Annotated in this window: 22 protein-coding genes; 16 read left to right on the top strand and 6 right to left on the bottom strand. The window is 46.2% G+C overall.

All coding sequences use genetic code 11. The features are described from left to right. The first annotated feature begins 2 nt into the window (after nucleotides 1–2). The 6 genes from FQV43_RS07045 (at nucleotide 3) to FQV43_RS07020 (ending at nucleotide 7,533) form a co-directional block, all read left to right on the top strand. A complete protein-coding gene (locus tag FQV43_RS07045) occupies nucleotides 3–905 on the top strand; it encodes a c-type cytochrome (RefSeq protein WP_168195063.1) in 903 nt (300 codons plus the stop codon). Further along, on the top strand, nucleotides 902–2,122 hold the full coding sequence (locus FQV43_RS07040) for a ubiquinol-cytochrome c reductase iron-sulfur subunit (RefSeq protein ID WP_144273224.1): 1,221 nt from the start codon (nucleotides 902–904) through the stop codon (nucleotides 2,120–2,122). The genes FQV43_RS07045 and FQV43_RS07040 overlap by 4 nt, the downstream gene beginning before the upstream one ends. Continuing rightward, complete coding sequence (locus tag FQV43_RS07035) at nucleotides 2,122–3,747, top strand: cytochrome bc complex cytochrome b subunit (protein ID WP_144273223.1); 1,626 nt, start codon at nucleotides 2,122–2,124, stop codon at nucleotides 3,745–3,747. The genes FQV43_RS07040 and FQV43_RS07035 overlap by 1 nt, the downstream gene beginning before the upstream one ends. A 675-nt stretch (nucleotides 3,748–4,422) precedes the next feature. Next, nucleotides 4,423–5,055: a C40 family peptidase gene (locus tag FQV43_RS07030; protein ID WP_144273222.1), complete on the top strand. Its 633-nt coding sequence runs from the start codon at nucleotides 4,423–4,425 to the stop codon at nucleotides 5,053–5,055. 261 nt (nucleotides 5,056–5,316) lie between these two features. Next, nucleotides 5,317–6,351 (top strand): NlpC/P60 family protein, encoded by a 1,035-nt coding sequence (locus FQV43_RS07025; protein ID WP_146339690.1) that lies wholly within the window; start codon nucleotides 5,317–5,319, stop codon nucleotides 6,349–6,351. A 24-nt stretch (nucleotides 6,352–6,375) separates the two neighbouring features. Continuing rightward, entirely contained in the window at nucleotides 6,376–7,533 is a 1,158-nt protein-coding gene (locus tag FQV43_RS07020; protein ID WP_146339688.1) for a glycosyltransferase family 4 protein, read from the top strand. Between the two features lie 35 nt (nucleotides 7,534–7,568). Here the strand turns inward: FQV43_RS07020 and FQV43_RS07015 are convergent, their stop codons facing one another. Beyond that, complete coding sequence (locus FQV43_RS07015) at nucleotides 7,569–8,900, bottom strand: MFS transporter (protein ID WP_146339686.1); 1,332 nt, start codon at nucleotides 8,898–8,900, stop codon at nucleotides 7,569–7,571. A 191-nt stretch (nucleotides 8,901–9,091) separates the two neighbouring features. On the opposite strand from FQV43_RS07015, the gene FQV43_RS07010 reads away from it, so the two are divergent. The 6 genes from FQV43_RS07010 to FQV43_RS06985 all read left to right on the top strand — a co-directional run bounded on the left by FQV43_RS07010 (nucleotide 9,092) and on the right by FQV43_RS06985 (nucleotide 14,255). Then, entirely contained in the window at nucleotides 9,092–10,048 is a 957-nt protein-coding gene (locus FQV43_RS07010; protein WP_144273218.1) for an ROK family glucokinase, read from the top strand. Between the two features lie 89 nt (nucleotides 10,049–10,137). After that, nucleotides 10,138–10,869 (top strand): 1-acyl-sn-glycerol-3-phosphate acyltransferase, encoded by a 732-nt coding sequence (locus FQV43_RS07005; RefSeq protein WP_144273217.1) that lies wholly within the window; start codon nucleotides 10,138–10,140, stop codon nucleotides 10,867–10,869. A gap of 96 nt (nucleotides 10,870–10,965) precedes the next feature. Then, nucleotides 10,966–12,030 carry an acyltransferase family protein gene (locus FQV43_RS07000; RefSeq protein WP_146339684.1) on the top strand — a complete coding sequence of 355 codons (1,065 nt, stop codon included), beginning with the start codon at nucleotides 10,966–10,968 and terminating at the stop codon, nucleotides 12,028–12,030. Between the two features lie 11 nt (nucleotides 12,031–12,041). Continuing rightward, nucleotides 12,042–12,221, top strand: a complete 180-nt coding sequence (locus FQV43_RS06995) for a hypothetical protein (RefSeq protein WP_146339682.1) — start codon at nucleotides 12,042–12,044, stop codon at nucleotides 12,219–12,221. 13 nt (nucleotides 12,222–12,234) lie between these two features. Continuing rightward, nucleotides 12,235–12,771, top strand: coding sequence for a polyadenylate-specific 3'-exoribonuclease AS (locus FQV43_RS06990; protein ID WP_146339680.1), 537 nt, complete (start codon nucleotides 12,235–12,237; stop codon nucleotides 12,769–12,771). A 95-nt stretch (nucleotides 12,772–12,866) separates the two neighbouring features. Beyond that, a complete protein-coding gene (locus FQV43_RS06985; protein WP_146339678.1) occupies nucleotides 12,867–14,255 on the top strand; it encodes a class II 3-deoxy-7-phosphoheptulonate synthase in 1,389 nt (462 codons plus the stop codon). A gap of 110 nt (nucleotides 14,256–14,365) precedes the next feature. Here FQV43_RS06985 and FQV43_RS06980 read toward each other — a convergent pair whose 3' ends face one another. Together FQV43_RS06980 and pknB are read right to left on the bottom strand one after the other, a co-directional pair. Next, a complete protein-coding gene (locus FQV43_RS06980; RefSeq protein ID WP_168195062.1) occupies nucleotides 14,366–15,520 on the bottom strand; it encodes a glycosyltransferase 87 family protein in 1,155 nt (384 codons plus the stop codon). Next, nucleotides 15,510–17,720, bottom strand: a complete 2,211-nt coding sequence (gene pknB / locus FQV43_RS06975; RefSeq protein WP_146339674.1) for a Stk1 family PASTA domain-containing Ser/Thr kinase — start codon at nucleotides 17,718–17,720, stop codon at nucleotides 15,510–15,512. The genes FQV43_RS06980 and pknB overlap by 11 nt, the downstream gene beginning before the upstream one ends. A 122-nt stretch (nucleotides 17,721–17,842) precedes the next feature. Between pknB and FQV43_RS06970 the strand changes: the two genes are divergently transcribed. Further along, entirely contained in the window at nucleotides 17,843–18,232 is a 390-nt protein-coding gene (locus FQV43_RS06970) for an Rv2175c family DNA-binding protein (protein ID WP_168195061.1), read from the top strand. Here the strand turns inward: FQV43_RS06970 and FQV43_RS06965 are convergent. Both FQV43_RS06965 and FQV43_RS06960 read right to left on the bottom strand, forming a co-directional pair. Beyond that, nucleotides 18,229–19,752: an alpha-(1->6)-mannopyranosyltransferase A gene (locus tag FQV43_RS06965; protein ID WP_146339672.1), complete on the bottom strand. Its 1,524-nt coding sequence runs from the start codon at nucleotides 19,750–19,752 to the stop codon at nucleotides 18,229–18,231. The genes FQV43_RS06970 and FQV43_RS06965 overlap by 4 nt on opposite strands. A gap of 9 nt (nucleotides 19,753–19,761) precedes the next feature. Then, nucleotides 19,762–20,862 carry a polyprenyl synthetase family protein gene (locus FQV43_RS06960; RefSeq protein WP_146339670.1) on the bottom strand — a complete coding sequence of 367 codons (1,101 nt, stop codon included), beginning with the start codon at nucleotides 20,860–20,862 and terminating at the stop codon, nucleotides 19,762–19,764. A 151-nt stretch (nucleotides 20,863–21,013) separates the two neighbouring features. Here FQV43_RS06960 and FQV43_RS06955 point away from each other — a divergent pair, with 151 nt between their 5' ends. Continuing rightward, entirely contained in the window at nucleotides 21,014–21,988 is a 975-nt protein-coding gene (locus FQV43_RS06955; protein WP_144273208.1) for a methylenetetrahydrofolate reductase, read from the top strand. A 57-nt stretch (nucleotides 21,989–22,045) separates the two neighbouring features. Here FQV43_RS06955 and FQV43_RS06950 read toward each other — a convergent pair whose 3' ends face one another. Further along, the gene (locus FQV43_RS06950) at nucleotides 22,046–22,720 is read right to left on the bottom strand and encodes a GNAT family N-acetyltransferase (protein ID WP_146339668.1); all 675 of its coding nucleotides are present in this window, start codon (nucleotides 22,718–22,720) and stop codon (nucleotides 22,046–22,048) included. Nucleotides 22,721–22,733: 13 nt separating this feature from the next. On the opposite strand from FQV43_RS06950, the gene FQV43_RS06945 reads away from it, so the two are divergent. Next, on the top strand, nucleotides 22,734–23,237 hold the full coding sequence (locus FQV43_RS06945) for an SAV_6107 family HEPN domain-containing protein (protein ID WP_146339666.1): 504 nt from the start codon (nucleotides 22,734–22,736) through the stop codon (nucleotides 23,235–23,237). Nucleotides 23,238–23,364: 127 nt separating this feature from the next. Further along, nucleotides 23,365–23,754 carry a DUF3040 domain-containing protein gene (locus FQV43_RS06940; protein ID WP_144273205.1) on the top strand — a complete coding sequence of 130 codons (390 nt, stop codon included), beginning with the start codon at nucleotides 23,365–23,367 and terminating at the stop codon, nucleotides 23,752–23,754. The last annotated feature ends 427 nt before the right edge of the window (nucleotides 23,755–24,181 follow it).

Below are 24,181 nucleotides of genomic sequence, written 5' to 3'. Positions count from 1 at the left end.
AAATGATGGATAAGAACCCACAAAACCCCGACATGACAGCTCAAGCTGGACCTGTGTCGGCTACGCAAGCAAAGAAAAAGCGTAATCGTCGTAAGATACGCCGAATGTTTGCTGGTGCTTTGGCTTTTGTGCTCAGTTTGACTGGTGCGGGTGTGATCGTTAATGCGGTAACACCAACTGCACAGGTTGCTACTGCACAAAAAGATGAAAAGGCACTCATTCAAGAAGGTAAAGACCTTTATGACGTAGCGTGTATTACCTGTCACGGTGCAAACCTTCAGGGAGTAAAAGATCGTGGACCTTCACTGATTGGTGTTGGATCTGGTGCGGTTTACTTCCAGGTGCACTCTGGTCGCATGCCTATGCTGCGTAATGAAGCACAAGCTATGCGTAAAACTCCACGCTATTCTGAGTCTCAGACCCTGGCTTTGGCAGCATATGTCGAAGCTAATGGTGGAGGACCAGGAATTGTTAAAGATGAAGATGGCAATGTTTCTCTAGAATCGCTACGTGGCTCGCATTTTGATGGAAACATCAACCCTGCTGACGTTGCACGTGGTTCAGATCTTTTCCGTCTTAACTGTGCATCATGCCACAACTTCACTGGACGTGGTGGTGCGTTATCAAGTGGTAAGTTTGCGCCTGTTCTTGACCCAGCCAATGAACAAGAAATCTATCAGGCTATGCTTACTGGTCCGCAGAATATGCCTAAATTCTCTGATCGCCAGCTAACTGCCGAAGAAAAGAAAGACATCATTGCTTTCATTAAATCAGCGAAAGAGACACCATCCCCAGCTGGATGGAGCTTGGGCGGTCTTGGTCCAGTTGCTGAAGGTATGTTCATGTGGCTAGTAGGAATCGTTGTTCTTATTGCTGCTGCGCTTTGGATTGGATCACGCTCATGAGTAATACAAACGAAAAACAATATTCAGAAAAAGAACTCGCTTCCATGTCGAATGAAGAATTGGCACGGCTAGGAACCGAGCTTGATGAGGTTACTGTTGCTTATCGCAAGCAGCGTTTCCCGATTCCCAATGATCCTGCAGAGAAGCGTGCAAGTCGTGCAGTAGCAGTTTGGTTAGTTCTCGGCATTATCTCTGGTCTTGCATTCCTTGGCGTGTATCTCTTCTGGCCTTGGCGCTATAAAGGCCTTGGCGACGCGGGTCTATGGACATACACTGTTTATACGCCGCTATTGGGGTTGACCGCTGGTTTGACCATTCTTTCTCTTGGCTTTGCTGTTGTCCTCTACATTAAGACAATCATGCCGGAAGAAATTGCAGTACAGCGTCGTCACGATGGTCCTTCAGATGAAGTAGATCGTCGTACTATGGTTGCGTTGCTTAATGATTCTTGGCAGACTTCCACCCTTGGTCGTCGTAAAGTGCTTCAAGGATTGCTTGGTGCTGGTGGTGTGTTGAGTGGTCTCGTGATTGTTGCTCCACTATTTAGCATGATCAAGAACCCTTGGAAAGAAGGACCACTGGGTATTCAAGGTGATGGTACTTTGCATACTTCAGGTTGGTCTTTGTCTAAGAAAGGCGTAAAGCTCTATCTTGGTCGTGACACTGGTGCTACTGCTGCTAAGCACAGCAACTCGGTGGGGGAGCACTACACTACCCAGGGTGTTACTCGTCTCGTTCGTATGCGTCCTGAAGACCTAGCTGCTGCGGGTATGGAAACTATTTTCCCACTTCCTGAAGACTTGGTAAATGATGGCGATAAATACAGTAAGACAGCAGATGTGTATGAGGAGCATATGCACTCCATTCATGGTCCACGTAATGCTGTGATGCTTATTCGTTTGCGTCACTCAGATGCGCAAAAGGTCATTGAACGTGAAGGTCAAGAGGACTTCCACTATGGTGACTACTACGCATATTCCAAGATCTGTACTCATATTGGTTGTCCAACCTCATTGTATGAGGCGCAAACCAACCGTATTCTTTGTCCATGTCACCAGTCACAGTTTGATGCGTTGCATTATGGTAAGCCTGTGTTCGGGCCGGCTGCACGTGCTTTGCCTCAGCTACCAATTACGGTTGATGAAGAAGGATACCTCATCGCTGCTGGTGACTTTGTTGAACCTGTTGGCCCTGCATTCTGGGAGCGTAAGTCATAATGTCTACTAAACTTGCTCAAATTGGCGAAAACATTGATTCACGCTATACGGCTGCTGCTGGTCTTCGCCGCCAAATAAACAAAGTATTCCCGACCCACTGGTCGTTCATGCTTGGTGAGATTTCGCTTTACAGCTTTATCATCTTGCTGTTGACAGGTGTATATCTGACCCTATTCTTTGACCCTTCCATCACCAAAGTGATTTACGAAGGCGACTACCTTCCACTTAACGGTGTGGAAATGTCTCGTGCTTATGAAACAGCACTTGATCTCTCTTTTGAGGTTCGTGGCGGGTTGTTCATTCGCCAAATGCACCACTGGGCAGCGCTCATGTTCGTCATCTCCATGACGGTGCATATGCTGCGTATCTTCTTCACTGGTGCTTTCCGACGTCCACGCGAAGCAAACTGGATCATTGGTTGTATCCTCTTGTTGCTTGGTATGGCTGAAGGCTTTATGGGATATTCTCTACCAGATGATTTGCTTTCTGGTGTTGGTTTGCGAATCATGTCCGCCATTGTTGTGGGTCTGCCAATTGTTGGTACCTGGTTGCACTGGCTCATCTTTGGTGGGGACTTCCCTTCAGAGATCATGCTTGATCGCTTCTATATCGCACACGTATTGATTATTCCTGGCATTATCCTCGGCTTGATTGCAGCGCACCTTGCACTTGTCTGGTATCAAAAGCATACGCAGTTCCCGGGTGCAGGTCGTACGGAAAACAACGTAGTTGGTGTGCGTATTCTTCCATTGTTCGGTCTTAAAGCCGCCGCTTTCGGTTTGATCACAGCAGGTGTGCTTGCTCTTATGGCTGGTCTTACCACCATCAACGCGATTTGGACTCTAGGACCATACAATCCAGCACAGGTATCTGCAGGATCTCAGCCAGATATTTATATGCTTTGGACGGATGGTGCGGCACGTGTTATGCCAGCATGGGAACTATACCTCGGTAACTACACAGTTCCAGGTGCATTCTGGGTAGCAATGCTATGTGGTGTTATGGTTGTCCTACTGGTTGCATACCCATTCATTGAAAAGAAGATTACTGGCGACGATGCTCATCACAATCTTTTGCAGCGTCCTCGTGATGTGCCTGTGCGTACTTCCCTGGGAGTTATGGGCATTGTATTCTTCTTCTTGCTCACTCTTTCTGGTGGAAACGACCTCTTTGCTTACCACTTCCAGATTTCCCTGAATGCTATGACCTGGGTAGGACGTATTGGTCTTATCGTGTTGCCACCTGTTGCATATTTCATTACGTATCGCATTTGTCTCGGTCTACAGCGCTCTGACCGTGAAGTGCTTGAGCATGGTATTGAAACCGGTACAATTAAGCTCCTCCCTAATGGTGCCTTTATTGAAGTGCATCAGCCGCTTGGACCAACGGATGAGCATGGACATCCAATTCCATTGCCTTATGCGGGAGCTGCAGTTCCTAAGCAGATGAACCAGCTTGGACTATCTGGTAAGCCAGGTCGTGGCTCATTCTTTAAGCCAGACTCTGCAGAAATCGCACGCAAGGCCGATGAGATTGAGCACTCCAACCATGTTGAAGAAGTAGAGATGCTAGAAAATCTTAACCGCGTAAATCGTGAACAAGATAAGAAAGATGGACTTATCTAAAAATAAGTGCTGTCTCTAGTTATCCACAGCTCTCACAGTCAATAAAAAGACTGTGAGAGCTTCTTTCTTTATTGTGCACTCTATCGCCCTATATTCCTTGTATATCTTTCTTACTTTCGACGTGAAATATATGTGAATTATTGTGATAACTGTTTTTTGAGTTGCACAAGTAGAAATAATTTTGTTCCCTTTTCTCCCGATTCTGCTATGCATTTACTGCTCCAAAAACAGAAAAAACAACTGTGTGACATAAATAACTTATTCTAAGGTTTCGTCTTTTTTACGATGGGGAAGTTGGCTGGGCGAGTGTGGGAATGGGGCGCATAAAAAATATCATGCACAGAATATGCGCAGCTTAACCAACCTTTTGGCTTTATGTGACATTGATTGCGTGCTTTTCTAGGGGCACTTTTCTCGTTATGAGAAAAAGTGACGTTATCTTAGATAACGACTCGATAACATTTTGGAATCATTGGGTTAATTGGACATCAGTCGTTATTTTTTCGTAATCTATTCGAGACAATTAAGCGACCAAAGCAGTCGTGTCGTCAAGAAGAAAATCGATAAGCCTTATTGGTATCGCTGAAACAGCTCAAGATTTCGGTGGTAGCAAACCGGTCAGTGTTGTGAATGACAGTGCTGATTGGTGGTTCAGAAAAGTTTGGAGATTCATTCATGGCTAAACATCGCCGTCGTGGTCAGCACAATCTATGCGCAGCAGCTGTTGTGGTTGGCACAACAGTGACTCTTGCTAATCCAGCACAGGCTGCTGAGCTTTCCGTGCCAGGTTTGGGTGCGGTTAATGTTCCTGGTTTGGAAAACTTGCAGCAAATTACGAATAATCCTGCACAGATCCTTCCTGCACTTCCAACCCTTCCAGGTCAGGCTGCTCCACTAGATTTGGGAGCAATTCTTGGCGCACCAGCGCCAGCTCCGGGCGCTCCTTTGGTTGCTGCTCCTAGCAGCAATGGTCAAGCTATTGTGGATGCTGCACGCAGCAAGATTGGTTCGCCATACGTGTGGGGTGCTGCTGGTCCAGATGCTTTTGACTGCTCTGGTCTTACTACTTGGGCATATTCACAGGTAGGTAAGTCTATTCCACGTACCTCTTATGATCAGGCGGCACAGGGAACTCCTGTTTCTCGTGACCAGCTTCAGCCTGGCGACATTGTTGTTTTCTACTCAGGTGCTTCTCATGTAGGTATCTACACTGGTGTAGGAACTGTTGTTCACGCTCTTACTGAAGGAACTCCATTGTCTGAGTCTCCGATTGACAGCATGCCATTCCACTCTGCAGTACGCTTCTAATAAGGCTGTGGTGTCGCAAAGCAAAGAGCTGGCATCAGTACCTCTGTGAAACGTGCAGTGTAAGCACTGTCGACTGTAAATCCCCGCTAGACCTTTGGTTTGGCGGGGTATTTATGTTTGGGGGTAACTGATGAATAACATAGAACTCATTTGTCACATAAGGAACATTTTTACTGTTGGGGCACCATTTTTTGATTTAAGTATGTATAGTGAACAGGTCAGTATTTATAGGATCGTTATCATTCTAGTTTTGGTTATCGCATGAATAAGTCTCGTCGTTTTTTTGGAAGTGTTGCCGCCGTAGTGGCAGGTATCAGTGTATTGAGTTTAAGCCCAGTCGTATCAGCTGATGAGCTTGATACTCTTCTTGCCTCAATGGAAGAAGTATCACAGCAAGCTAATGCTAAGAATGAGGAAGTAAAACAACTAGAGATTGATCTTGAGAATCAAGGTAAAGAACTGGAAGTTTTAGAGCAAGAAGTAAAAGACGCTTCTGCTTTGGTGGATCAGGCAAAGTCTCAAGAAGATCAGTATAAAGAGCAGATTAACCGAATCTCTGGAACCAAGTACAAGGGTACTTTGGTTGATCCTATTACTAACGCAATTTCTTCTGATGATCCTCAGCAAGCAATTGATCGTGCTGCATATTTGAGTACCTTGTCCAAGAAAACCCAAGGACTACTTGGAGAATTATCCGATTCCACTCGACAAGCTGCTAAGGCTCGCAATGATAAATCACGTGCTTTAGCAGAAGCTAAGCATAAGCGTCATGATATTGAGCAAAAGCACAAGCTCTTGCTTAAGGAGCGTGAAGAGTTAGAGGAACAGACTAATGAGCTTGCTGCTCAGGTGGATGGTCTTTCTGAACAAGATCGTACGCGTTGGATAGAAAAGAATGAGCCTGTCTTGGATTTTGTGGCTCAGGAGTTTTCTATTCCAAGTGGAGGTAGTGAGACAGCTAAGGCCGCAGTAGCAGCCGCAATGAGTAAGCAAGGGGCACCATATAGCTGGGGAGCGATCGGACCAGATGCTTTCGACTGTTCCGGTCTTATCTATTGGTCTTATCAGCAAGCTGGTCTTACTGTGCCACGTACTTCTCAGGCACAGATGGCGGCAGGCACTCCTGTGAGTCGAGAAGAACTGCAACCAGGTGATGTTGTTGGTTACTATCCTGGTGCTACTCACGTGGGCATGTATATCGGTGACGGAATGCTTATTCACGCCTCAGATTATGGCATTCCAGTACAGGTGGTTTCTGTTGATTCGATGCCTTGGTATGGCGCACGTCGTTTCTAGGCATTGTTTCTGAGCATTTCTAATATGCCTAGAGTTCTTCTCGTAACAAATGATTTCCCGCCAACTTTAGGCGGGATTCAATCCTATCTGCGTGATTTTGTGGCAACATTGCCAGCGGATGATGTGGTGGTTTTTGCCTCAACACAAAATGAGTGTGATGCTCAATCATGGGATGCACAGCAGCAATATAAAGTCTATCGGTGGGGTGCCAAGGTCATGTTGCCTACACCTGCAACTGCGCGTCGTATGCAAGAGATTATTCGTGCGGAAAAAATAGATACGGTCTGGTTTGGGGCGGCAGCACCTTTGGCAATGATGGCAGGTGCAGCTCGTCGTGCAGGTGCAAAGAAAGTTATTGCTTCGACGCATGGGCATGAGGTTGGTTGGTCTATGCTGCCAGGAGCACGGCAGATATTGCGCTATATAGGTAATTCTTGTGATGTTGTTACCTATATTTCGTCCTACACGCTTAATCGGTTTCGTCGTGCGTTTGGTGATAATCCGCATTATGTTCATTTGCCCTCGGGGGTATCACTAGATTATTTCCAGCCAATTGCTACTTCCCAAAAAGAACAGAAAGCAGCGGCACTTAATTGGCATAGTGGTGGACCGCATATTGTATGCATTTCCCGACTCGTGGCACGCAAAGGGCAAGATCTGCTTATTCGTGCGATGCCCGACATTGTGTCTGAGTTTCCCAATGCGCAGTTGATTATTGTGGGGGGAGGGGCATATGAGGCAAAATTGCGAAAACTTGCTCTTAAGACTTTTGGTTTGCATAGCTCGCACATAGTTTTTAGCGGAAAATTGAGTGATGAGGATATGCTTAGCGCTCTGCAAGCAGCTGATGTGTTTGCTATGCCAGCGCGTACTCGTGGGGCGGGGCTAGACGTCGAAGGGCTTGGCATTGTGTATCTAGAAGCTCAAGCGTGTGAAATACCAGTTGTTGCCGGTAATTCGGGAGGTGCGCCAGAGACAGTCACTCATGCTACTGGAGTAGTTGTTGATGGTCGTGATCGTGCTGGGCTTGCTTTAGCGTTGTGTGCCATTCTCAAGGATAAAAAGCGAGCACAAAGAATGGCACAAGCAGGTCGTGTCCATGCGCAAGATCGATGGACCTGGGAGATCATGGGGAAGCGATTGGCTGATATTGTGCGATTGTCGAGTGAGCCCAGCCGCTAACGGATATCTCCAGGAGATACCTTTAGTTGCTGCAGTTATTTGCGAGCATAAGCACTGCTTTCGCTATTGTCGATCGTGGAGTGGGTGCGGTTATCATGCATGAAGGACACCGCGATGAGTCCTAGAACGGCCATGGCAACAATATACCAAGGGAATAGTTGACCGATGCCAGCATCTTTCATGCCCAGTGCAACGTATTCTGCAGAACCACCAAAGAGGGAATTGCCGATGGCGTAGGTAAAACCAACTCCCAGACCACGAATATACGTAGGGAACATTTCCGCTTTGACGATACCTGAGATCGAGGTATAGAAGCTCAGGAAGAATAATGGGATAAGCATCAAAAATCCACTGATAATCAGAGAATTTTGGTTGTTGATGAGGCTAAAGAATGGCACCGGAATAATAATCATGCTGATAACGTAAATCAGCATGCAATTTTTTCGTCCGATCTTATCGGAGAGCATACCGATTAATGGTTGGAAGATAACGAAAACCAGTAAGCACAGAGTCATGACTTTAGCTACGTCAGACTTGCTATACCCAACAGTGTTAATCAGATGTTTCTGGATGTATGTGCTAAACGAATAGAAGGTAAGAGAACCGATTGCTGTAAAACCAAGAACTACCCAAAAAGCTCGTGGATGAGCCAAAACTTCACGGAACGTTCCAGCGCCTTTTTCATTTCTTTCTTCGGAAGATGTGGTTTCATGCAGATGGGACCGTAACCATAACGCCACTAAACCGGCAAGGGCACCGATGACGAATGGCAGGCGCCACCAACCGCCTGAAATTTGTTCTTCGGAGAGGAAAATGGTCATGATCACAGCTAGCAGGCTGGCAAGTAGTTGTCCACCAATGAGCGTCACATATTGAAAGCTGGAATAAAACCCACGACGCTCAGGAGTAGCTACTTCAGACATATAGGTAGCGGTAGATCCATATTCACCACCGACGGAAATGCCTTGGAAACACCGTACCAGTAGCAATAAAAATGGTGCTAAGGCGCCGACGCTTTCTGCCGTGGGGAGGACAGCCATGAGTAATGACCCCAGGCACATGGAGATAATAGCGATGAGCATAGAGGTTTTGCGTCCACGTCGATCCGCAATGCGTCCAAAGATATAGCCGCCAATGGGGCGCATGAGGAAACCAACGAACAAGATGCCGGCAGACTTAAACAACGCACCGGTTTCTCCAGTTCCGGTGAAGAATTTTTCTGCGAAATACACACTGAAAAAGGCGTAAATATAGAAATCAAACCATTCCACTAAGTTGCCGCTCGAGGCAGCAATAATTGTGCGAATAGTATGAGTTTTTTCAGTGTTTTGTGCGCTACTAGCGTTCGTGGAAAGTGGGCTAGACATAGTGCGTGCCTTTCGATCGACAGAAATCTAGTGAATAACAGCAAGGTACACGGTGAATCTAACCGACGCAAGATAGGGGTACTAGGATCAGTGTGCCTTGGAGGAGGATGGTTATACACGCATAAGCCAGACACAGTTATAATTAAGGGGTTATCTTAAATTTACAACCTTAAAAGTGAGACGTGCAGTTTATGTCTTTAAGCGCTCCGACGGTTACTGTTGGCTTTGATATCGGCGGTACGAATATGCGTGCTGCAGTTGTGGCAGAATCAGGAAAAATACTGGATACTCAATCAATTCCTACTCCGCGGACTCAAAGTGGACTAGAGCGAGGGATAAAAGAACTTGTCACCTATTTTGATCGTTCGTATTCTGTGGCAGGGGTAGGGGTAGCCGTCGCTGGTTTTTTGGATCCCGAATGCGAAACTGTTCGATTTGCTCCTCACCTTTCCTGGCGAAATCAACCTGTGCGCGCCCAGCTAGAAGAATTATTGCAGGTGCCAGTGATCCTAGAACACGACGCTAATGCTGCGGCCTGGGGAGAATATGCCTTTGGCGGCGCACAGCAACATAAGAACTGGGTATTCTTTGCACTTGGAACAGGTATTGGCGCCACACTGATGATTGATGGGGAAATTTATCGTGGCGCGTTTGGAACAGCACCGGAGTTTGGGCATATATGTGTAGTTCCGCAGGGAAGAAAATGCGCTTGTGGTAAAAGGGGCTGCTTGGAGCGTTATTGTTCGGGTACTGCTTTGGTGGAAACAGCTAAAGAACTATTGGCGCACACAGACCATGACTCTTCTTTGCTCCAGCTTGGCGTCGACGGCTGTTTAACTGGAAAAGCAATTATGCTAGCAGCTCACAATGGTGATGAGTTGGCGCAGCAGGTAGTGGCTGATTTTGCGCGTTGGTTAGGTCATGCGCTATCCACAGTAGTGGATATTTTGGATCCAGAGTTGATTCTCATTGGTGGTGGGGTTTCTGGTGGTGCTGAATTATATTTGGATGCGGCACGTGAGTATTGTGTGCAGAACATTGTTGGTTCGGGCTATCGACCAGTTCCTGAGATTAGTTGCGCTACATTAGGAGATGAAGCTGGTATGATTGGGGTCGCAGATTTGGCTAGAAAACGTCAACTTTCTTAACTCCTGTCACGTTTTCCATGCGGAACGAGTTGGGCAGTATAACGCTGTAGATAGCAGTAGATGGCATAGATTGGTAAGGATATAAGGCGATGCAGAACAAACTTTATTGGTTCTTAAAACATATTGTTGTCGGTCCATTGCTGCATATATATAACCGTCCGACTATGGAAGGTAAGGAAAAAATACCTGCACATGGTTCTGCGATCCTTGTATCTAACCATCAAGCTGTTATGGATTCTTTTTATCTGCCGTTGTTGTGCCCACGTCAGATCATTTTTCCAGCGAAAAAAGAATACTTCACCACTCCAGGCGTTGTTGGGGCAATTCAGAAATGGTTTTTTAGTGGTGTTGGTCAGGTTCCCTTGGATCGTTCTGCCTCAGATGCAGGGCAGGCATTACTCGAAGCTGCACAGGATGTCTTGAATAAAGGGGAGCTTTTTGGGATTTATCCTGAGGGGACTCGTTCACCTGATGGTCGGCTTTATAAGGGAAAAACTGGTATTGCTCGAGTTGCGTTAACGACAGGCGATAAAATTATTCCTGTAGCGATGTTTGGTACTCGTGAGGTTAATCCTATTGGGTCGTGGATTCCGCGTCCTCGTAAAGTGCATATTAAAGTAGGCGATCCTATTGACCCGCATGAATATGTGCGTAACGCTGGCGTGGATCCTAATAGTTATGAAGCAATACGTGGTCTTACTGATCATTTCATGGCTGCTCTGGCCAAGTTAAGTGGGCAAACCTATGTCGACGTTTATGCAGCTGATGTGAAAAAATCATTAGAGGCAGGACAAGGCTATCCTGAGGAAGCACAGCCATAATCTCGTAACTAATGTTTACCTTTCTTTTCTGATTTTCTCAGATTCTGTACGCTGAACTTTTAACAGTGGACAGTAAAGAAAAACCAGAGGGAAAATATGGCGCAACGGTTAGCATGGCCTGATATTGCTCGTGGGCTATCTATTTTTGGAGTCGTCATCTTACACGTGACGTTAGCTGTTCCCAATGGAGCCCAAACCCAACTTTTTTATTACAACGGGTTATTTGGTTTGCTGAGAATGCCAGTATTCTTTCTTGTTGCTGGTTTTTTTGCACGCAAAGCACTCGGTATGACTCTTGGGGAAGTCATACGAAAACGCCTATGGTTTCTTCTCGTTCCCTATTTCATTTGGGCACCTGTGGAACTGTGGACAAAACAACAAGAGATGCACTATGGCATGGGCAACGAGATGCCTTCATTATTTTTTTATATATGGCATATCCTGTGCGGGCAAAATACCTACTGGTTTCTTTATGCACTAGCCATTTATACATTCATCCTATGCGCTAGTAAGCATTTACAGCGCAAAGGCAAAATTGTGCTACTGATCTGTGCAATCATCACCCCCAGCATTGTGGAATACTATGCCATCGTTAATGAGCAGTCTTCTCTCTTACCGATAATCGCTAATTTCAGTTATCTCGCAGTATTTCTTCTAGGTGTTTATCTGCGCCCAATTATCGAGCGCTACGCTGCTACTGCATTGAGTATTTCTGGGATCGGCATTGCACTTGCAAGCCTTGCTCTCGGCATTGTTCTTGGTTGGAACGACATCGTCTATGGCGGTTTTAGTCAGCAGATTATCCAGACGATTTTGTTTATCCCAAGTGCAATTGCCCTTTCAGTTTTATTGAGCAAAGTACCGGTGCTCAGTACCTGTGTTCAATTCGTCGGGCGCAATACGTTGGTGGTGTATCTAGGACACCAGCTGGCTCTTACCTTGGTCTTTGGTTTTCTCTTCCGTTATCGTGGTTTTGCTTTTAGTTTAGAAGCAGATAATCTCGTCGACAGTACATATTTTTGGATCGTGCTATGCACTGTAGTTGCCTTTGGCGGCGGTGTGGTCATGCATTGGCTCAGCAAAGTCCCTGTTATCGGGTGGACAATTAAACCTCCAGCATTACCAGTGCGAAACTACCCAAAAACCATTCCAAACGCCTAAACTGAACAATTATGCGTAAAAGAGTGATAGCAGCTGCTGCATTATTGGTGCTTTACATCATTCTGGCAGCTTTGGATATATATGGAGAAGTAGTAGCACCGTTTTTCTGCATAGCTATTGCTTTATTGCTATTTTTGCCAGTGCGCAAAGAATATAGTGTGTATCATGATCCTTCAACTAGACAACGCTAGGTAGGTCGTCGTAATGCGTTATTTTTATGACACAGAGTTTATTGAAGATGGACACACTATTGAGCTGGTGTCCATTGGTGTCGTTGCAGAAGACGGCCGAGAATACTACGCAGTGTCTACCCAGGCAAATCACGCAAAAGCTAATAAGTGGGTACGAGATAATGTGCTGGATAAGTTGCCCAATCCCTCCGACCCAGCGTGGCGTGATCTCCACACAATTCGTCAGGATCTTATTGAATTTTTCCGAACAGGAGTAGCTACAGGGGGAGCTGCTGCATCATCCCCAGTGCAACTATGGGCATGGGTGGGCGCCTATGATCATGTTGTTTTAGCACAATTATGGGGTGATATGTCTGGTTTGCCATCGTTTATCCCGCGTTATACTCATGAACTCAAGCAGTATTGGGAAATGGCAGGAAAACCCCCATTACCGCATACCCCATCAGGCAATCATGATGCTTTGGTTGATGCACGTCATAATCGAGAGAAATTTCGTTGCTGCGCCCAAAAACTACCCTTGAGCATGAATAATACAGTTCTTGGCATATAAGTGGGTGGAGTTGCGCCAAGTGAGAAATAGCTGATTGTGCTCAATAATATTCTGTCGATTTCGTTGGAGCTGGTCGACATGATAGACATAAGAGTGTGAGTTGGACAGTAGATATCCCTAAAGAAGCCCTGCCAGATTTACCTCCGTTGCCAGGTGCAATGCAAACACAATTTGAGGATGTTATTTCTCGTGACGCGAAACAACAGCCTACGTGGGACGCTGATGTTGCCGCTAATGTTCGCAAGATTCTTGAATCAGTGCCTCCCATTGTGGTTGCTCCTGAAGTTACCAGGCTCAAGAAACAGCTTGCCGACGTCGCTAATGGCAAAGCATTTCTCCTTCAAGGTGGCGATTGCGCAGAAACATTTGAGTCCAATACTGAGCCGCATATTAGAGCAAACATTAAGACATTGCTCCAAATGGCAGTAGTGCTTACTTATGGAGCGTCTACACCTGTAGTGAAAATGGCGCGTATCGCTGGTCAATACGCAAAGCCTCGTTCTTCTAATCTCGATGGCAATGGTTTGCCAAATTACCGTGGTGATATTGTCAATAGCGTTGAGGCCACACCCGAAGCTCGTCGTCACGACCCTGCCCGAATGATCCGCGCTTATGCTAATTCTTCAGCGGCAATGAACTTGGTTCGTGCTTTGACTAATTCTGGAACAGCAGATCTTAATCGCTTAACGGAATGGAATCGTAAATTCGTTGCTGATTCCCCAGCGGGTGCTCGCTATGAAGCATTAGCAAAGGAAATCGAGCGTGGTTTGCAGTTCATGGGTGCTTGTGGAGTATCTGACGATACGCTGCGTTCAGCGGATATTTTCGCATCTCATGAGGCACTTTTGGTCGATTATGAGCGTGCCATGTTACGCCTTGCGACCAATGAAGAAGGCAAGACAGAACTCTATGATCTTTCCGCCCACCAATTGTGGATTGGCGAACGCACTCGTGGCATTGAGGATTTCCATGTGAACTTTGCAGCAATGATTGCTAATCCTATTGGCATAAAGATCGGTCCTACAATCACTCCAGAAGAAGCCGTTGCTTATGCTGAGAAACTCAATCCTGAGCGTGAACCTGGTCGGCTTACTATGGTTGCCCGCATGGGACACGATAAAGTTCGCTCTGTGCTGCCTGGTATTGTGCAAGCAGTAGAAAAAGAAGGACATAAGGTCATTTGGCAGTCTGACCCTATGCACGGTAATACGTTCACCGCTTCTAATGGTTACAAGACTCGTCATTTCGACAAGGTTATTGACGAAGTACAGGGCTTCTTCGAGGTTCATCGAGCTTTGGGCACACACCCAGGTGGCATTCACATTGAATTGACTGGCGAAAATGTTACCGAGTGCCTTGGTGGTGCAGAAGACATTACCGATGTCGATTTGCCAGGACGCTATGAGTCTGCGTGTGATCCGCGCCTGAATACTCAGCAATCATTAGAGCTGTCTTTCCTCGTGGCAGAAATGCTGCGCAACTAAAATTTCGTGATAATCCTAAACCCTGATTCTAGGAGAGTCATAAGCACTATATAAGCTGGGGAGAGCCATAATTTTTTATGGTTCTCCCCAGAGCTTATTTCCAGTAGATTTTAGTGAGCGGTTGCCACCTTAGGCAGACGCAGCGTTATGCACAAAATAACCAATGCAAAAATAACATAGTGCGCACCAAGCACTTGCTGCCACAGTGCCCATTCTGACTCTACGCCACCAGTTTGCGGTAAATAGTAGTGGAAGGGGAACACAATCGCAGCCAGCACACCCCATATCGCTAACCCACGATAGTTATAGATAAAGAGCACGATCACAGTAGGTACTAACCACACCCAGTGATGTGACCAGCTCACTGGAGAAACACATAAGCAAGCTAGCGCAATAGCAATAATCGCTAGGAGCGGTTTTTGCGCCACAGTTGCGCGTCGAGCAGCGAAAAAAGCTAATGCGGTAATTGCCACACATACGATCAGCCACACTAATTGACTATCGACGGTTCGTGCATTGATTCCTGAGATGGAAACATTTTTCGCATACTCTGGATTACCGATTCTGTTTGCATGAAAGACAACGCTGGTGAAGTATTGAATGCTTGTTGCAGGGTGACATATGAAAGCAAGCGCACTGGCGCCGAGAAAACCACCGATGACTCCTAGTACGCCCTTCCACTGCGCTCGTGCTAAGAAATAAAGCCCAAAATATGCTGGGGTGAGCTTAATTGCAGCAGCAACACCAATGAGAATACCGCGAGGAAGTTTAGGAATAAGACCAGTGATATCAATAATCACTAATGCCATAAGAATGAGATTGATCTGTCCAAACTGGAAAGTCTCATGAACCGGCTCAAAAACGAGAGCCACAGGCAAGCACCACAGTGCCCATAACCAGGGTTTTTTAATATCAGCCGTACGCAAGATAGCACCCATGCTCAGCCACAGGCAAAGCGCTGACACCACAGTGAGGAGGGTTTCAGCGCCAACTTGACCTAAAAATGCAAAAGGAATAAAGAATAAAGCACCAAAAGGAGGATAGGTAAAAGGTAAGTTAATCAGCCGCGTGGCATAGTCCTTGTTGTAGAGATCACCTTCACCTAAGAACTCAATCGCGCCTAGTCTATATACATCGGTGTCAATGAGATAACGGATAAAATCCTCTTTGCCTCGCATGATATAAGCAATAATGCCGCAGGAGATAATGGTGGCGGTTATTGTGATAAGTCGAGTGCGTGTGGCAGATAGTGTGTTAATTTGCATGAAGTGTGATTTCCGTTCCTTCTTGGGCAGAATTGCTAACAATAAAACTGGTAGGTGATTGCCAGTAGACTTTGGCATTAGGTTTTGTCGATCCCTTCACCGTAGCGCTAAAGCCTGCGTCGCTAAGAATTTGTTTCGCTTCTTTTACCGTTTTTCCTACCACATTCGGTATCTCTACTTCACCTACGAGAATGAGCGTTACATTAGAGTTCGCTGGATCAAGCAGAGATTGTGCTTCAGGACTGGTGCCTACGACAGTATCTTTAGACTCACCAACCGCACTCGTAGAACGGGTAACTTGTTCCACGGTCACTCCTGCTTTAGCAAGACGTTTCTTCGCCTCTGATTCACTCAACCCAGATACATCAGGCACTTCAATAGCAGTGGATACTTTGAGCGTTACTGCAGATTTCTTCGGCAACATGGTGCCAGCAGGGGGATCTGTTTCGATGACGTGATCATTAGCAAAACGCGGGGAGAACTCTTTGACCACAGTAACGGATAAACCAAGATTTTCTAATTCTTCTATGGCGTCTTTGCTCTCTTTATCTTCAAGGCTTGGCACATTTACTGGAGCAGCACCTTTAGAAGTATAAACTGTGACAGTGGAATCTGTAGGCACAGTTTCTCCTGGTTGAGGATCTGTGCGGATGATATTACCTTCGGGAATGGTATCGCTATATTCTTGGATACCGGTAACCAGTTTGAGCGTACGCTCTTCTAATAGTGGCCGGTAAGCTGCAATTGTATTCGTATTTGGTATTGCTGGAACCGTAGGCTGACCACGTGAGATAAGCACTGTAATGTCTTTTCCCCGTACTGCGCGTTCGCCACTGGCAGGATTAGTCCCTACAGAGTGATGTGCTTCAATATCATTGTTATACACATCAGATGTGGTTACGCTAAACCCTGCTTGTTCGATCGTAGCGACAGCTTGGTTTTCTTCCATACCCAATACTTGCGGGATTTCTCCATATCGTCCTGAACCGAACCACCAGGCTCCCACAGCTACTGCTGCAGTAAATAATAAGACGGTAATCAACCATGCGATGAAACCAGTTTTGCTGCGATTGCTCAACGTTGGTGTATGCGCGTTCGTATTGGATACCACAGCCTCACTTTGATCCGCAAAATGAGCGCTTTCGACGCCATAGCCAGCAGCAGTAGAGGCATGAGCATCCATACTTGGGAAAACCTGAGTTTCATGTGGTTGTTCTGCTTGAGGCAATGCAGTGGTGCGTGCCGTAGGTTCAGAGCCAGGTCGGTTGATATCAGTGGTGAATAAGTCTGTGTGAGCAGTTGATGATAGTTGTTCGGAAGCGCGATGTGCAGCAGAATTAACTGGAACTGGAATAGTGAACTCAGGGAGGTTGAGTGCAGTAGAAATATCGTCGAGAGCGTGTAAAAATTCGGTAGCATCAACAAAGCGTTCATCAGGATTGCGTGCTGTTGCGGTGGCGACAAGGTCGTCAAAAAGTTTTGGCACGCCGTCGATAAGCGAACTAGGAGCGGGCACATCTGACTCAAGACGGGCATAGGCATGAGAGATTTGGGTATCGCCTTGGAAGGGAGTCTGCCCAGTAAGAAGCTCGAATAACAAGATACCAGCGGAATAGACATCAGAGCGAGCACTGATATCATCCCCGGTGACCTGCTCCGGAGATAGATAGGAGACAGTACCGACGATCTGTGTTGATGTGGCGGTACTTGCTGATGCAGCACGTACTAAACCAAAATCCGCTAATTTAACCTGATGATCTGCATTGATTAGCACGTTATCCGGTTTAATATCTCGATGCACCATCCCTGCTTGATGCGCAACGGATAACCCAGTGAGTACACTGCGCAGTACCGCTGCAGCGGCATGGGCAGGCATTGGACCACGTTCTGCTAGTAGCTCACGCAATGTGCCACCTGTAATAAGCTCCATGATGAGGAAGATATGTTCTCCTTGGCTCGAGAAATCATATACCCCAACCAAACACGGGTGGCTCAGTTTGGCCATGGACTGTGCTTCTCGCTTAAAACGCTGCGTGAAGATAGGGTCATGGGCGTACTTATCATCCATGACTTTGGCGGCGACATATCGAGCCAAGCGAGTGTCTATACAACGATAAACTGTGGACATACCGCCGCGAGCAATCGGAGCTTCAATCTGATAGCGTCCTTCAAGTACATCTCCTACCTGTAACATCGTCATGGCTATAAGTATGGTCGAAATTGCGTATTATTCCCAACTCACACGACACAGCAGAACCATTTGCGTAGGTATGTGAAGAACTATTCTTACAGAAAACGCAGAACACGATAGAATAAGTAAGCGTGAACACATATGATAGAACTCCTGTCAATGTCCAAGCCCATTTAGCGCACGTTCTAGCCGGTGAAACACTACTGACAGTGCCGGAATATGCACAGCGTATTGGCGTGCCAGTCACAAAAGTTTTTCATCTACTCAATGACCATAAACTCATTTCCTTAAAGCTAGAGAAAGTCCAAAAAATCCCAGAGGCTTTCATTGCTGCAAAAGGAAACACGAATAGTTTTGTTCCAGGTGTTATTGCCCTGTTAGCAGATGGCGGCTATAGCGACGAGGAAATTTTTTCCTATCTCTTCACTGAAGATGATTCCTTACCAGGTCGCCCTATCGACGCATTGCATGGGCATTTGGCGCGTGAAGTGATGCGTCGAGCGCAAGCGTTGGCGTTTTAACCTGTAGTTTGTTGGCCTTGGTGCTTATACGGTGTAAGAAAAATCCAATGCACTGCCCAGCAAGCAAGAATGCTTACGATAATCATCCACAGTGGTTGGTAGAACTGGTGGTTGCCGCCACCAGTAAAAGAAAGCGCAATAATAATAGAAAAACCAATAATAAGTTTTTTAGCCCATTTAGGTGCATGGATAACGCCAAAGAGAGTAAGAATACTTGCGTAATACCACGGTAGGGTTACTGAATTAAAAATAAATACACAGCAGTAAGCAACAGTGACACCGCGTAGAATAGCCAGTTTAGAAGTGCGGAAATATATCCAACTTGCTATTACTCCGATGAGCAAGAACGCCATCGATACAAGACGGATAACTGCCAACACTTTGTTATACGGGAAGTCAGGTATCCATACACTAAAAATAGAACTGATGATGCCACTGAGAAATGAGGGGAAAGCAAGTGGGTTAATTACTTTGGTATTGCCAGTCAGTTCCGCAATCCAACCCCAGGTTGCGCCAGAGAGCATCGTGATGATGTAAAGCGTTGCCAAGCATAAGAACACACCAGTGATGGAGCTAATAAAGAAAGCCAGTATTTTCTGGCGTAAGTTATCACGCCGAAGTACAGCAAGCCAAATGAGAAAAGGCAAGGCTAGGGCAGCAGTAGCTTTGAGCGCCATTGCAATAGAGATAATCACTATTCCGAGGTAAAGGTTATTTTTAAGTGCTAGATAAATACCTAGACTTACTAATCCAACCATGACTGACTCATTATGCATTCCGCCGACGAGATGGAATACGACCACAGGATTGAGCACCCCAATCCAGAGTGCATAGCTAGGTTGCACATTAAATAATAGAGCGATACGTGCAATGGAGAAAGCAATAAGCGCAAAGCCGGCTAAGGAAATAATCTTAAAAAGAAAAAGCCCAAGTGTTAGGTTATCGCCGACGACACGAGTGATTAATGACCCGAGGTATAGATGGAGCGGACCATAAGGGGTGGTGGTATTGCGCCAGTCTGGGGATACCTCTACTAGATACACACCTGGATTAGCTGCAGCACCTTGGGTATATGGGTCAAAGCCTTTTTCTAAAAGTTTTCCTTGCATGAGATAGGAATAGACATCTCGACTCATAAGGGGACTGGCAAAGGAAAGTGGAAAAACCCACCACAACATGATGCGATAAATTTTCGTGACAGGAAACTCAATGTTGCGGTGAATCAGGTTGCGTCCTAATACAAGCCACGCAATGACAAAAAGAAAGATCCCGATCCAAAGAAAGACGTTACAGATAAGTGAACCATGTCCAAAAGTGAAAAAGTTTAAGCCAAAACGATCAAGAATTCCGCCATGATTACGAGTAGCACCTGCGCCAAAGGAAGAAAGCATGATGATACAGCTGGCAATAATGCCTAATGTATAAGGGGAAAGATGAGAAAAACAGCGGAAAAGACGTTGCCCCCACCAAGGCTGTGTGGCGGTTTTTCTCACAGATGAGCTGTGGTTTAGCGTGTGCATGGTTGTCCTTTAGGTGCGTCGTGCCGTGGCGCGATGGGCTAATTGTATAAGAGCGTCACGACCACCTGGTGCTAAGTCGCATTGTTCTAGATGAGCGATACCGGATTCGGTAAGGGAGCTAATGAGTTGCTCCATATGTTCTTCAACGCCAGTGTCTCTGAGCGTTTGAGCTAATTGGGCGATATCTTCTGCTTCAGTTACCTGACCGAGATGGGTTCGGATATAGTCACTTCGTTGTGGATCGAGGGTTAGTGCAGTGGCAATAAGTACCGTACGCTTGCCTTCACGGAGATCATCACCAGCAGGTTTTCCTGTTATGGTGGGGTCGCCAAAAACTCCGAGCAAATCGTCGCGAAGCTGAAAAGCGATGCCAATGTCTTGTCCGTATGCTCTCAACGCAGCAATGGTTTTTTCTGACGCACCTGCTAGTGCAGCACCAATATGGAGCGGACGCTCTATGGTGTATGCAGCGGTTTTATAGCGATTGACATTGTGTGCTCGGTCAATGGATTCATCGGCTGAATGTTCATTGATGATGTCGAGTAATTGTCCGCCAATAACTTCTGTGCGCATTGCCTCCCAGGGGATGCGGGCGCGAGTGAGTGCGTCAGTGGGAAGATTCGTGGAGTGAAACATATCATCTGCCCATACCATAGCCATATCCCCGATAAGGATAGAAAGACTGGCGCCAAAATGTTGGCTCGATCCTGACCACCTGCGCTGGTTGTGTATGTTTTCTGCTTGACGGTGCACGGTAGGGTGGCCGCGTCGGGTATCAGAAGAATCAATATAATCATCGTGGATGAGGGCACAGGCTTGGATAAATTCAAGGCTACTCACTGCCTGAAGAACTGCTTGTGGTGTGAATTCTGTGCGTTCCCAACCGTAGGAGCTACTAAAACCAACCCAAGCATACATGGGGCGGATGCGTTTACCGCCGTTGAGTACATAGTTTTTCAGAATGGACATGGCCTCAACCACAGGTGAGCCAATTTTAGTGATCTCATCCCAGCGATGCTGAAAATAGTCGTTCAGACAGCGTTCTACATGGCGAGGTAATTGCTCAAAAGAAAAAGGTGAGCTGGAAAGCTCGCTGGTAGAAAAAGTCATGCAAAATCCTTGTGCTGAAACTGATGTAGAGAGTGCTCTACGAATGGGTTTTCACGCTCTATTATCGCTTGTTTGTCAGCTACAGTTCAATTCTTTTCATATTTGCCAAAGTAGTTTTCTTTCTTGGAGTAAAGCTCAATAAGATACTGTCATGTCTTTTTCCTCGGTTCCTGCTTCTTATCAACGCACCATTACAGATGTTATCTCCACAGTAAACCCTGGCAGAGTTCCTTTTTCCGTGGAGTTTATGCCACCGAGAGATGACGCGGCAGAGCAGAGGTTGTGGAAAGCGGCAGAGGTGTTTCATGATCTTGGAGCTGCCTTTGTATCAGTGACGTATGGAGCAGGCGGGTCGTCGCGAGAAAGAACAACGCGCATTGCTCATGAACTTGCTCATCACCCACTTACGACGTTGGTGCATCTTACATTGGTTAATCACACAGAAGAAGAATTAGTGTCGATTTTGACTGAATATGCGCAGGCAGGTTTGTCTAATTTATTAGCATTGCGTGGTGATCCGCCGGGAGCTGATCCGCTAGGGCCGTGGACGAAGACACCAGGGGGATATGAATATGCGCAGGAGTTGATTGAGCTTACTCGACGGTTGCCGCAAACGCAGCATTTTCAAGTGGGTATTGCTTCTTTTCCTGAGGGGCATTTTCGTGCGCCATCTTTGGCAGCTGATACTGAAGTGACGCTAGCAAAATTACGTGCGGGTGCTGAGTTTTCGATCACTCAGATGTTTTTTGATGTGGAATACTACCTACGGTTGCGTGATCGTTTGCTCAAAGCTGATTCGGAACATGGTGCCAAACCGATTATTCCAGGAATAATGCCTATCACCAGTATGCGTAGTTTGGCGCGACAAACCGAGCTTTCTGGTGCGCATGTGCCATCGCGGGTGCATGAGCAGCTTAGGCGTGCGGCAGAATGTGGCGGTGATGATGAGGTGCGTAAAGTGGGTATTGAATTGAGCACTCTTATGGCAGAGCGATTAATTGCTGAAGGCGCGCCTGATCTGCATTTTATGACGCTTAACTTTGCTAGGGCGACCCAAGAGGTATTGCATAATCTAGGAATGGCACCTGCTTGGGGTGCAGCTTTGGGGCATGATGCTGTGCGCTAGTTGGTTAAGCCGTGCGAACTGCGATTGCTGAGGATTACTGAAGATTACTGCGGCAGCTTAATAGTCCAATGGCAGTGGGGTATGCAGGATAGCAAACGGTCGGTTATCGCCAGTGAAGAGGAAATGACGCAGAAAATCTGTGCAGCCAAGTCGTCGATAAAGCCGAAAAGCAGCGTTATTTTCTGCTGGTACTTCTGGGGTGGACAGTAATAAGTGTTTGGCGTTGATTTTGCTTGCACAACAAGCTAGGCGAGTGAAAAGTTCTTGACCAATGCCTTGCCCTTGAGCTTGCGGGGTGACGTGTATCTCTGCTAACTCAAAAAAACTGTTAAGAATTTTTTTCCGGATCAAAAATTCGTGATCGTTTATTCTTTTCTCTGTATAAAATTGTGCGATACCTCGATCGATCTCTGCTCCCCACCAATGATGAGTAGTAGCGCGATATCCATAGGCTATTCCAAGAATTGAGGTGTCGTCATGGGCTAATATCGCATGAAAACCTGGTTCCATACTGTCTTTATGCCAGTGAAGTACTCGTTGTTTCTTGATGGATGGATCGTACTCCATAGCTGCGATATATACATCAACAAGATGTGGAGTGAGACTGAAGAATTGGTTTCTATTGAGCAGGTCATAGTGTATAGCCACATTAGATAATCTAATCGCTTTATTTTTTCTTCGCTTTCGACGGTCAGGCTCACCTTTTTCACCTTTTAGAACAAATGTTCGCATATGGGTGTATGCTATGTCGCAAGGGGTAGGTAGGTTAGTGCTTGCTCAAGATGATAAAGATCAAATTATGGAGGTCATGATGTCGGTAGTACAGATGGAAACAAAGAAAGTTTCATCGAGTGGTTACTCTAAAATGCCAAAGCATAGGGTTTTTCTGTTGAAGGCTTATGGTCTATTGAAAGAGGCACAAGATAAATATGATTCTGAAGAATATGATGCAGCGCTAGAATCTGCTTATCGGTGTGCATTGCGGGTGGCTGGTGCCAAGGTGTCTTTGTCTCGTATTGCTCGGCGGTCGCGTAAACCGCAAAGCGCTTGGCTGCAATTGCAGCTCGTTGATGATGTGGGTCGGGAATGGGCAAAGAAATTTTCTGCTTACTCGCGCATTCGTTCGCGCGTAGCTAGTGGGATGGAATATGGTGTTTCGCCGCTTTTAGTGGAAGAGCTTATGGCTCTTGTGCGAGATTTCCTGTGGGAGGTGGAGTGCGAGGCCGGGGAGCTTATGCTGGCAGCTTAAAATGGGAAGTGAGATTTTTCTTTTTCTGGCGTGATAATGAGTGGGAACTTTATAATTGTTTTTAGCGTTATCGTATGTAGCTGCAACATAAAGCTGCTAGAACACTTTATTCCCAGAGGAGAGCAAAATGTCACTGTCGGAACAGGAACAGCAGGCATTGCGTGAGATTGAACGTTCACTTATGGCAGAGGATCCAAAGTTTAGTGCCTCTGTCATGTCTGATAATGAGTCTCACGGTTCTGGTATGCAGTTATCGCTGAGGGGGATAGCGATTGTTGTTGTTGGATTGCTCATGCTCGTTGGGGGTGTGGCATTGAGTCCTTCTTCTACATGGTTTGTTGTACTGAGCATTATTGGCTTTTTGGTCATGCTTGCGGGTGGAATCTGGATGCTTCACGGTGGTGGATCTGCTGCTATTAGCAGGGGATCTATGGCATCGAAAACTGCTAAACCTCGTTCTTCAAGTGGCCTAGGGCAGCGTATGGAAAATAATTTTCACCGCCGATTTGAGGCATAGACCTGAGGTAGTAGAAAATGCTCGGCAGCCTGGTGCTGCCGAGCATTTTCTTATCTTGGCTCATGTGAACTTTATAGAGGTGCGGGGATATGTGATTTAGGATTCCCCACTTTCCCCCACATATTTATATGACTTAAGGGTATGTGGGGCTATGTTCTGTATTTTCTTGGGTTCGGTGCGCTTTACTTGGTCTTTTTAAGAGGTGATTCACCTTCCATATCGTTGTGTAAAAAAGATATCAAAGTGGCAATAGTTACTTATGTGACATAATTAAACCTTTGATGTCTCATGTGTTAAATGGATAGGGTATGGCGCCCCACGATGGGTTTGGTGGAGAAAATCCTGTTCAATGCGCTTTTTGTAATATATTTTTGAGTAAATATGCCTCATTTACCTGTCTAAGTGTTGAAAGTGGGGGAAAGTGGGG

The sequence above is a fragment of the Corynebacterium sp. sy039 genome (assembly GCF_007904105.1).
Taxonomy (GTDB): domain Bacteria; phylum Actinomycetota; class Actinomycetes; order Mycobacteriales; family Mycobacteriaceae; genus Corynebacterium.
This window is presented reverse-complemented; position numbering and strand designations above follow the sequence as displayed.

Bases quoted from the DNA above. Each gene is read 5' to 3' on its own strand.
- FQV43_RS07045 (WP_168195063.1), top strand. From the start codon at position 3: ATGATGGATAAGAACCCACAAAACCCCGACATGACAGCTCAAGCTGGA.
- FQV43_RS07040 (WP_144273224.1), top strand. From the start codon at position 902: ATGAGTAATACAAACGAAAAACAATATTCAGAAAAAGAACTCGCTTCC.
- FQV43_RS07035 (WP_144273223.1), top strand. From the start codon at position 2,122: ATGTCTACTAAACTTGCTCAAATTGGCGAAAACATTGATTCACGCTAT.
- FQV43_RS07030 (WP_144273222.1), top strand. From the start codon at position 4,423: ATGGCTAAACATCGCCGTCGTGGTCAGCACAATCTATGCGCAGCAGCT.
- FQV43_RS07025 (WP_146339690.1), top strand. From the start codon at position 5,317: ATGAATAAGTCTCGTCGTTTTTTTGGAAGTGTTGCCGCCGTAGTGGCA.
- FQV43_RS07020 (WP_146339688.1), top strand. From the start codon at position 6,376: ATGCCTAGAGTTCTTCTCGTAACAAATGATTTCCCGCCAACTTTAGGC.
- FQV43_RS07015 (WP_146339686.1), bottom strand. From the start codon at position 8,900: ATGTCTAGCCCACTTTCCACGAACGCTAGTAGCGCACAAAACACTGAA.
- FQV43_RS07010 (WP_144273218.1), top strand. From the start codon at position 9,092: ATGTCTTTAAGCGCTCCGACGGTTACTGTTGGCTTTGATATCGGCGGT.
- FQV43_RS07005 (WP_144273217.1), top strand. From the start codon at position 10,138: ATGCAGAACAAACTTTATTGGTTCTTAAAACATATTGTTGTCGGTCCA.
- FQV43_RS07000 (WP_146339684.1), top strand. From the start codon at position 10,966: ATGGCGCAACGGTTAGCATGGCCTGATATTGCTCGTGGGCTATCTATT.
- FQV43_RS06995 (WP_146339682.1), top strand. From the start codon at position 12,042: ATGCGTAAAAGAGTGATAGCAGCTGCTGCATTATTGGTGCTTTACATC.
- FQV43_RS06990 (WP_146339680.1), top strand. From the start codon at position 12,235: ATGCGTTATTTTTATGACACAGAGTTTATTGAAGATGGACACACTATT.
- FQV43_RS06980 (WP_168195062.1), bottom strand. From the start codon at position 15,520: ATGCAAATTAACACACTATCTGCCACACGCACTCGACTTATCACAATA.
- pknB (WP_146339674.1), bottom strand. From the start codon at position 17,720: ATGACGATGTTACAGGTAGGAGATGTACTTGAAGGACGCTATCAGATT.
- FQV43_RS06965 (WP_146339672.1), bottom strand. From the start codon at position 19,752: ATGCACACGCTAAACCACAGCTCATCTGTGAGAAAAACCGCCACACAG.
- FQV43_RS06960 (WP_146339670.1), bottom strand. From the start codon at position 20,862: ATGACTTTTTCTACCAGCGAGCTTTCCAGCTCACCTTTTTCTTTTGAG.
- FQV43_RS06955 (WP_144273208.1), top strand. From the start codon at position 21,014: ATGTCTTTTTCCTCGGTTCCTGCTTCTTATCAACGCACCATTACAGAT.
- FQV43_RS06950 (WP_146339668.1), bottom strand. From the start codon at position 22,720: ATGCGAACATTTGTTCTAAAAGGTGAAAAAGGTGAGCCTGACCGTCGA.
- FQV43_RS06945 (WP_146339666.1), top strand. From the start codon at position 22,734: ATGTCGCAAGGGGTAGGTAGGTTAGTGCTTGCTCAAGATGATAAAGAT.
- FQV43_RS06940 (WP_144273205.1), top strand. From the start codon at position 23,365: ATGTCACTGTCGGAACAGGAACAGCAGGCATTGCGTGAGATTGAACGT.